Origin of the sequence: Rhizobium favelukesii (genome assembly GCF_000577275.2) — a bacterium.
GTDB classification, from domain to species: Bacteria; Pseudomonadota; Alphaproteobacteria; order Rhizobiales; family Rhizobiaceae; genus Rhizobium; species Rhizobium favelukesii.
The window spans coordinates 1-7,754 of the sequence record NZ_CBYB010000041.1 but is presented as its reverse complement, the minus strand read 5'-3'; the positions used below and the strand labels follow the sequence as shown (position 1 = coordinate 7,754).

The 7,754-nt window shown below is 58.6% G+C and carries 6 protein-coding genes and 3 pseudogenes; 5 read left to right on the top strand and 4 right to left on the bottom strand.

Annotated elements, in window-relative coordinates:
• The first annotated feature begins 364 nt into the window (after positions 1 to 364).
• The 4 genes and pseudogenes from LPU83_RS73850 (at position 365) to LPU83_RS37490 (ending at position 2,796) form a co-directional block, all read left to right on the top strand.
• On the top strand, positions 365 to 676 hold the full coding sequence (locus tag LPU83_RS73850; RefSeq protein WP_051166790.1) for a hypothetical protein: 312 nt from the start codon (positions 365 to 367) through the stop codon (positions 674 to 676).
• A gap of 179 nt (positions 677 to 855) precedes the next feature.
• A pseudogene (locus tag LPU83_RS37500) lies at positions 856 to 1,179 on the top strand (AAA domain-containing protein); the annotation flags it as partial.
• A 95-nt stretch (positions 1,180 to 1,274) separates the two neighbouring features.
• Positions 1,275 to 2,335, top strand: a pseudogene (locus tag LPU83_RS37495) (IS630 family transposase).
• A gap of 233 nt (positions 2,336 to 2,568) precedes the next feature.
• Positions 2,569 to 2,796: a hypothetical protein gene (locus LPU83_RS37490; protein ID WP_024319015.1), complete on the top strand. Its 228-nt coding sequence runs from the start codon at positions 2,569 to 2,571 to the stop codon at positions 2,794 to 2,796.
• A gap of 173 nt (positions 2,797 to 2,969) precedes the next feature.
• Here the strand turns inward: LPU83_RS37490 and LPU83_RS37485 are convergent.
• The 3 genes and pseudogenes from LPU83_RS37485 to LPU83_RS37475 form a co-directional block, all read right to left on the bottom strand.
• Positions 2,970 to 3,891, bottom strand: a pseudogene (locus tag LPU83_RS37485) (ArdC family protein).
• Positions 3,892 to 4,723: 832 nt separating this feature from the next.
• Positions 4,724 to 5,206, bottom strand: coding sequence for a hypothetical protein (locus tag LPU83_RS37480; protein WP_024319014.1), 483 nt, complete (start codon positions 5,204 to 5,206; stop codon positions 4,724 to 4,726).
• Between the two features lie 159 nt (positions 5,207 to 5,365).
• Complete coding sequence (locus LPU83_RS37475; protein ID WP_024319013.1) at positions 5,366 to 5,782, bottom strand: hypothetical protein; 417 nt, start codon at positions 5,780 to 5,782, stop codon at positions 5,366 to 5,368.
• 464 nt (positions 5,783 to 6,246) lie between these two features.
• Between LPU83_RS37475 and LPU83_RS37470 the strand changes: the two genes are divergently transcribed.
• A complete protein-coding gene (locus LPU83_RS37470) occupies positions 6,247 to 7,176 on the top strand; it encodes a HEPN domain-containing protein (protein ID WP_024319012.1) in 930 nt (309 codons plus the stop codon).
• Positions 7,177 to 7,297: 121 nt separating this feature from the next.
• Here the strand turns inward: LPU83_RS37470 and LPU83_RS37465 are convergent, their stop codons facing one another.
• The gene (locus tag LPU83_RS37465; RefSeq protein ID WP_342213965.1) at positions 7,298 to 7,750 is read right to left on the bottom strand and encodes a type II toxin-antitoxin system VapC family toxin; all 453 of its coding nucleotides are present in this window, start codon (positions 7,748 to 7,750) and stop codon (positions 7,298 to 7,300) included.
• Positions 7,751 to 7,754 lie beyond the last annotated feature (4 nt).

Genomic DNA, 7,754 nt, shown 5'->3' with positions numbered 1-7,754 from the left:
AGTCTGTCATGACCCGTCATCGCACATCAAATTCCAGGTTTCGTTAAGTTGACGATACCGACGACGCAGAGAGTTTCAAGCAAGAGCGACAAGACGTCAGGCGCTTACAAGAGTGCAGGAACGCTTTCTGATGGCGTTGTTGTTCTCACCCCAAAAAGCAAACCCACGCATTTTACCTCCCGCGAGATCAAGACGACGATCGAAAAGGTACGGCGCGATGCTTCAACCGGCCGCTTTCTTGATGTCGCGGACACCAAGAAATAAATGCCAGGCGAAAATCGGGACGTTTTCGTCAATTGCCCCTTTGACGCGGAATATCGTCAGTTTTTCTACGCAATAGTCTTCACCGTCATCCGGTCGGGTTATGTCGCCCGCTGCGCTTGAGACAGACAATGCGGCCGATAACCGGTTTGACAAGATCTGCCGGATAGTCGGAGAGTGCTGTTACGGCATACACGACATCTCGCGCACCGAAGTTGACGGCAACCCTCCTCTGCCGCGCTTCAATATGCCCCTGGAACTGGGGTTTTTCTGGGCGCAAAGAAGTACGGCGGGGCCAAGCACCGCAACAAATCCTGCATTATTTTCGATAGAGAACAGTATCGATTTCAGCGTTACATATCGGATATTGCTGGTCAGGACATTCATTCGCACCAAGGCGACGTTGACCGATTGATCGTAGAACTCGCCACCTGGCTAAGAGCGCAGAGCGGTGATGCGCACGTACCGGGCGGCGTAGCACTCAGCGCAGAGTTTGCCGCCTTCAATCTAAAGCTTCCAGCAATTTACGCCGCGCGGCAATTGGACCCTGCGCCCGCTCGCGCTCGCGCTCGCGCTCGACGACATAGTTAGTCTATCATCACGCCATATAACGCCCAGGTGCTAGAGATCCAAAAGCGATTGCCGTCCGCGAGGGTTGGCACCGTCGACAAATTCCAGGGACAGGAAGCGCCGATCGCGATCTATTCGATGGCGACGTCGAGTTACGCGGAAGCCCCGCGAGGCATGGAGTTTCTTTACAGCTCCAATCGGTTCAACGTTGCGATCTCCCGCGCGAAATGTCTGGCAATACTGGTCGCGTCGCCGGCAATCTTCGACGTCGACTGCAAAACGCCTCGGCAAATGCAGTTGGCCAATTCCTTCTGCAGGCATCTCGAGTTGGCCAGCACCGTTCAGTAGCAAACATACCCTAATACGGCATCTTGCTGAATTCGACTCACGGGCTTCCCAAAACGCGATGAATCTGAATCTCTGGTGCAAATCGGAGGTGTGCGATGGGTTCAGCGATTTCGTTACGAGAGGATTTCGACGCAGAGCGTTTGCGGCGTCTGGCGCGCCAGACCAAGGATGCCGCGCAGGCACGCCCTCTCCTGGCGCTTGCCTTCGATATATGACGGCGGCTCGCGCTCGGATGCGGCGCGGCTGGGCAATGTCACGCTTCAGATCGTGCGGGATTGGGTCTTGCGGTTCAATGCGCATGGCCCTGACGGGCTGATCAACGGCAAGGCTCCTGGGCCCAAGTCACGGTTGGACGATACTCAGCGGGCGGCGCTGGCGCAGGCCATGGAACGGGGGCCGGCACCCTATCTCGATGGTGTCGTGCGCTGGCGTCTGTGTGATCTGGTCCAGTGGCTCTGGCACGAGTTTGGTGTCTCAGTGAGCGAACAGACGCTGAGCGGGAGGTGCGTGCCATGGGGTACCGCAAGCTCGCCGCACGGCCAAAGCATCATGCGCAGGACCCTCAAGCGATGGAGGAGTTTAAAAAAACTTTCCCGCAGCAGCGGCGCAAGTCGCCGATGGAGCCGCCAAAGGCAAGCGGCTAGAAATTTGGTTTCAAGATGAAGCCCGTGTCGGTCAAAAGAACAAGATCACCCGCCGCTGGGCAAAGCGTGGAACGCGACCTTCAGCACCGCACGACCAGCGAACCCGATCAGCCTACATCTTCGGCGCGATCTGCCCCAAGCTCGGCAAGGCGGCAGCGCTGGTTATGCCCTGGTGTGACACATACGCCATGACCCAGCATCTGGCCGAAATATCCCGCCATGTGGCCGATGACGCGCATGCCATCCTCATCATGGATCAGGCTGGGTGGCACATGTCCAACAACCTCGTCGTGCCCACGAATATCACCATCCTGCCACTGCCGCCGAAATCACCGGAGCTCAACCCGGTCGAAAACCTCTGGCTCTTCATGCGCGAAAACTGGCTGTCGAACCGCATCTTCAAATCCTATGACGATATCGTCGCCCATTGCTGCGATGCCTAGCGCAAGCTCGAAAACCAGCCTTGGCGCATCATGTCCATCGGCCGAAGAGAATGGACAAATGGGTTCTGATCAGTGAGGAGGCGTATAAGAGGTCTTGGCCTCAAGGAGGGCCCGGAAAATGAGCCGCAGGTCGGCTATGTCTAGGAGGACGCCATCCACTCCGATGTCGGTCATCGACCGAATGAGCATGGACTGGTTGTCGAGCGACGGAATAAAACCCCAGCTCTGCCAGAAGTGCTCCGCTTCTTCATCGATGGCGCGAAAAGCCTCCCGGACAAGGGCCGTTCCAATACGCGACCGATATGGCCGCAATCGGGACGGCCGGTTCGGATCTTGCTGACACTCTCGTCGAGGATCGCAGTCTGCGCTTGCTCCCGACGCATGAATTCGGTCCGCGACAGCCCGGTCAGGGCCGCGCCCCGATCGATGATCGCGAGATCGTCATCGCGAAAGCGCATGGAAACAGGCGTTCCCTTTCGGGAATTGGTGGCGGCCATATGGGTCTCTTTTCGAAGTGGAGCAGAATGTAATGCAAGACGCATACATGTCTGACCGTCAGGCTTGGGAAAGGCGCTCATGGGCGCCGTTCTGGGAGGCTTGCCAGACCGGGATGCCGAAGCGGCGCGCGTTGTCGCTAGGCTGCCAGTGACGCGGTTTTCGAGAGCCGGCCTTTTCGCGCGGTTCCAGTGAGGAAAGAAGCGGCTCACGCCGCCTCTCCCTCGCCTGCATGACGCGGCTGCAGATGGTGTAGGTAGCTGACAGCGCGCTGCGAATGGCTGGCCGCGGTAAAGATCGCCCGCTTGTCGTCTGCGAGGACCTTGAGCCAGGAAGCGAGGTAGCTCGCATGGTCGGACCGTGGTTCAAGTTCTGGAACAATGCCGAGATCAGCGCAGAGGAAGCAACTGCCGAGCTCGGCGATCAGTTCCTCGCGGGCGCGTTCGCTATTGTCCTTGGCGTAACGGCTGAGATCGCGATCGAGACGATGCGAGGCTGCCGTCCAGTGGGTCAGCTCATGACTCAAGATGGCGACGTAGGCTGCATCGTCCCTGAAATCATCAAAGGATGGCATCTGGATAGTCGTGTGCCGCCGCATAATAGGCCGACGAACCCCCGTGGCGGATCAGCGCGCCGGTGTTGGCAAAGAAACGACCGGCCTCGCCGATACGGTCAAATGGATGTGACGGGGTTGCGATCTTTGGAAACCGGCCGTCAAGACCAGCGATCTGATCGGCGTTAAAGACCGTGTATGTTTTCATGAACGGGATGTTGAGTTCGACCGCCTCGCCGGTTTCAGCAGTTTCGGTGCGGATGAACGAGCTGGCGAAGACGACCGATGTGCCGGTTTCGCCTTTGCGGACGGCAGCCCCCAGTTCTAATGCCTGGCGGAAGGTCATCCAGGTGGCCGACGAGAAACTGCGGGCAATCGCTTCGGACCAGAGGATGAGGACGTTGATGCCGGAGTACGGCTCGCCATTGTGGCGCAGCGGCCGGGTGATTCGGTCGCCTTGAGATGCCGTGTTCCAGGGCTGCATCCAGGGTCTGACGCCCTGCTCGAGTTCGGCGATGATCTTGTCGGTGATGCGGCTGTAGATTTCGGATCGTTGCTGGGTTGGCTGCCTCGTCATGTCTAAACCTCCGTTTAAGGTCGCGACGATCGCGACCTGCTACGGCGGTCCCGCAAGCCGGGCTCAAAGCGCTGGCCTGCACCCGATAGGGCCGCAACGGCAGTGGAGGACGGCAACGCCGTTGCGGGGCAGCGCGGGCCCGGCAGGACCTCAAAGCCGGGGCAGGACGCGAGGCGCGGACATCACCGGTATGTTCAACGGCAGGAGCGGAACCAAGATCGGCAGATGATGGGCAGCGGAACAGAGAGGGTTAGCCGAACACCGTTAGACACGTCCGCCCTGATGGCGCCATGCCCAGGGTGGCACGGTACGGCTTGCCGACAATAAAGGCGAAGGCGCTGTGTTCGAGTTTGGCGCCCCGATTGGATCGCGATGACGGTCGCGATCTGCGCGGTCTCATAATGAACGCCTTGCGGAAGAGAGAGTCTGGACCATGTCGTGGCTTGGTGCGGGCCGTAACGGCACGCTGCTACGCAGGCGCCGGTTGGTCGCAAGTTGGTAACAGGCCCTGACCGCTCGACGCCCAGTATAAACGACGTTGAAGAATCGTGACTCGACTCGTCCCTCACGCCAGTAGTTCAATCCGAAAACAGGGGTGGGAGGTTAGGTCGATGAGATACGCACGGGATGATGCTCGGGCTTATGCGATCAAGATAGTCTCGGTATTGCTGGCATCAGCCGTGACGGCCGGGGTTCCGACCTGGATTGTCGCCAGAGCCATGGGGTTTTGACAGACGGCAATACCGCCCTTGAGGTGCCTGCGGTCGAAAAAGCTAGGCAGAGGCGAGCAATGGCGCTCGCCCCTTGCGAGCTTGCGACATATCCTTGTTCTCTATCGGTCAAATCGCTCCAGCATCTTTCGCAGTTGGGCGTTTTGACGTTGAAGCTTCTGCGCCAGCTGACTGCGCAGCTGCCGGATTTCGGCCGACGCATTTGTCTTTCGAAACACGCGCGCCTTGCGCGGTTTCGTTGTCGCCAAAACCTCGACAGGCGCAGGTTGCAAGCCAAGGCCCGTCGTCGAGGCGTGATCATCGACCTGCCGCAAGGCGGGTTCGTCTGGACCATCCGGTCCTTCGACGAGCCTCTCAATATTGCGAACATCATCAGAGGCGTTCGAATGCGCATCGACCGGATTGGCGGCGTCCTGCGCACCGTCGGTGGGCGGCACCGATGCGGCTGGTGGCTGGAGCTGAGCCGGCTCCTGCGTCTCTTCGGCTACCGGCTTATCGGATGTGTCCTCGACGGCCGCGTTCTCATGGTCCTTGCCATGTCGTCTCGTCAGTCCAACCAGAAATTTCCAAGGGGACGCCGCCATCTTTCCTCAACCTCTCGGCTTTTTCCTTGCCATCGAACAGTCCTTGGACTGCATCGGTTGCGGACGGACCGCCGCCGATGTTCATGGCCAATGGGAGCAGGGATTAAATACGGTCGGCCTTAGCCGACGCGCTTGCAGGCGGCCAGTCAGGCAAGACCGTCAGGCAAGACCGAGGCGCTTGCGCAGATCGGCGTTTTCCTGGCGAAGCTTTTCTGCAAGCGACTTGCGCAGCATCTGGTTTTCCTCCTCCAGCCGGACGAGTTCCGCCATCTCGTCGGCAGCCGAAATGGGAGCATTTGTCGCGGCGGGGGTGGACTTTGCAGCGCTCGTTTTGCCAACCAGCTTCGGTCCACGTGTGGCTTTTGCGACGATCGGCTTGGTTTTGGCAGCACCCGCCGGCCTGCCCCGCTTTGCCGGTGCAGGAGGCGACTGGGTCTCCACCGTGATATCGGCACTTGCCGTCTCGAGCGTCGCCTTTTTGGCGCGCGGTGCACGCTGCTTCTTCGGCTCCGCCGCTGTTACAGGATCGGTGATCACGGAATCGGTATTGACAGTCGCGTTGGTTTCGTTGACCATAAATCTCCTCTCGTGCCAACATCGTTGTTGGCTGACACCGGCGATGAAGAAATCGCCTTATCTAGCTCTACGATCTGATGACCGGCGTCATCGGAAACGTCGGAGCTTACCGCAGCCGACACCGCCTTGAGATCCAGATTGCCCCCAGATCGAGACCGGTTTCGACGTCTGCCGCCGACGGCCGGATTTGGGTTCAAACAACGAAGTTTCGTTGCGGCTTTTTCATGTTATTGGAACCTTGAACTTAGCGAGGGAGGTGACGCTGGCCAGCGGCACAGTGGCTTTATCCTCGTCAATAGCGTCATCAACTGCATCAGTCGAGGGCGACGCGCCTCCCAGATGGCGCCCGGATACGAATAGGGGCGCGATACGAATGTATCGTGCAATGATCACATCCTTGGATTGTGTGTATAGAAAGAATCCCGTAAAAGGATTTGGTGTGCAATCATGATGGAACCGCTACGATGGATGCGATTCTGACTGAAGGCTTTGATGCGGCTTTGACCCTGACCGACCATATCGAGCACCTGCCGGACAGGAAGCGGCGCGAACTAGCGCGCATCATTGAGATCCTGTTTGCCGAGGTCGAAGCCTTCCAGGCAAGCAAGCTGTCGGCGAAGCGCAATGCCGGCAGGATTCTGATGGTCCTCCTCTATGGATCTTACGCCCGCGGCGACTGGGTCGAGGATCACTTGAGCGGCTATCGCTCCGACTACGATCTGTTGATCGTCGTCAACAGCAAAACCTTCGCCGAGGAGCAGGAACTCTGGGAAGGCATCGAGGAGCGGCTCTTGAAGGAGCAGATCGCTCATCGCATCGAAACACCGGTCGTGCCGATCGTCCACACGCTGGCGGACGTTAACGACCAGCTTTCCCGCGGCCGGCCCTTCTTCGTCGACATCGCCAGGGACGGCATTGCCCTCTACGAGGAGCCCGGCCATTCACTGGCGCAGCCGAAGCCGTTGACGGCGGAGGAGCAGCGACGCGAAGCGGAGAGCCACTTCGAACAATGGCGCCAGTTGTCTGAAGAAGCATTGAGACTTGCTGAATACGGCCTGTCGAATGGCATTTGGCGTCACGGCGTTTTCATGCTCCACCAAGCGACCGAGAGTGCCTACCACTGCGCGCTGCTGACGCTCTATAGTCCCAAATCCCATCGTCTGAAGGTTCTTCGATCTCAGGCCGAAGGACTCGATATCAGGCTGGTCGAGGCCTGGCCGCGCGATAGCCGGTTTTCACGACGCTGCTTCGAGTTGCTGTCGCGGGCCTATGTGGAAGCGCGATATTCCTCGAAATACACAATAAGCAACGAGGAGCTCGGCTGGCTGGTCGAGCGCGTGAAGGCTCTGCAGACACGCGTTGAAGCAATCTGCAAAGAACGGCTTTCCTTGTAATCGATTCAGCCGTCTGCTGCTCTTGAACGGATTCGAACCGCAGACCATACGATCCCAAAAAGGTTTTGGGGTGATCTGAGGAATCTAAAAGGACATCGCTAGCGGGTGCCCGCGCCCGATTTCAGTCTTGCCACGGGTCGACTACGATCACGCCGGTATCATCGAAATCCTGAACATTACGCGTGACTACAGTTAAACCGCGAACCAGCGCGGTAGCGGCGATCAAAGCATCAGCCTCGTTGCGGCGGTCTGGAATATGTAAGTGGGCACAACGCGTCGCTATCGCGTCATCGATTGGCAGAACTCGCTCGGCGAATTCAGGGCGAACACGGCTATCCATCCACCCCCGCAAGCGAGAGCCCTGGGCAGCGTCGCGACGCTGGATGGTTAATATTCCGCGCTCAATTTCCAGGATCGTAATTGCGGAAATGAACAAGTCATTGGAATCTTGCGCACCGACCCAAGAGCTGGCTCGGGAAAACTGTACAGCCGGTATAAGTGGAATTTCTGCCTGACTTTGGCTTAAATGCCGGAAACAGGAGAGAGCATGTCGAGACGACCGCGCCGGAATCATGGCC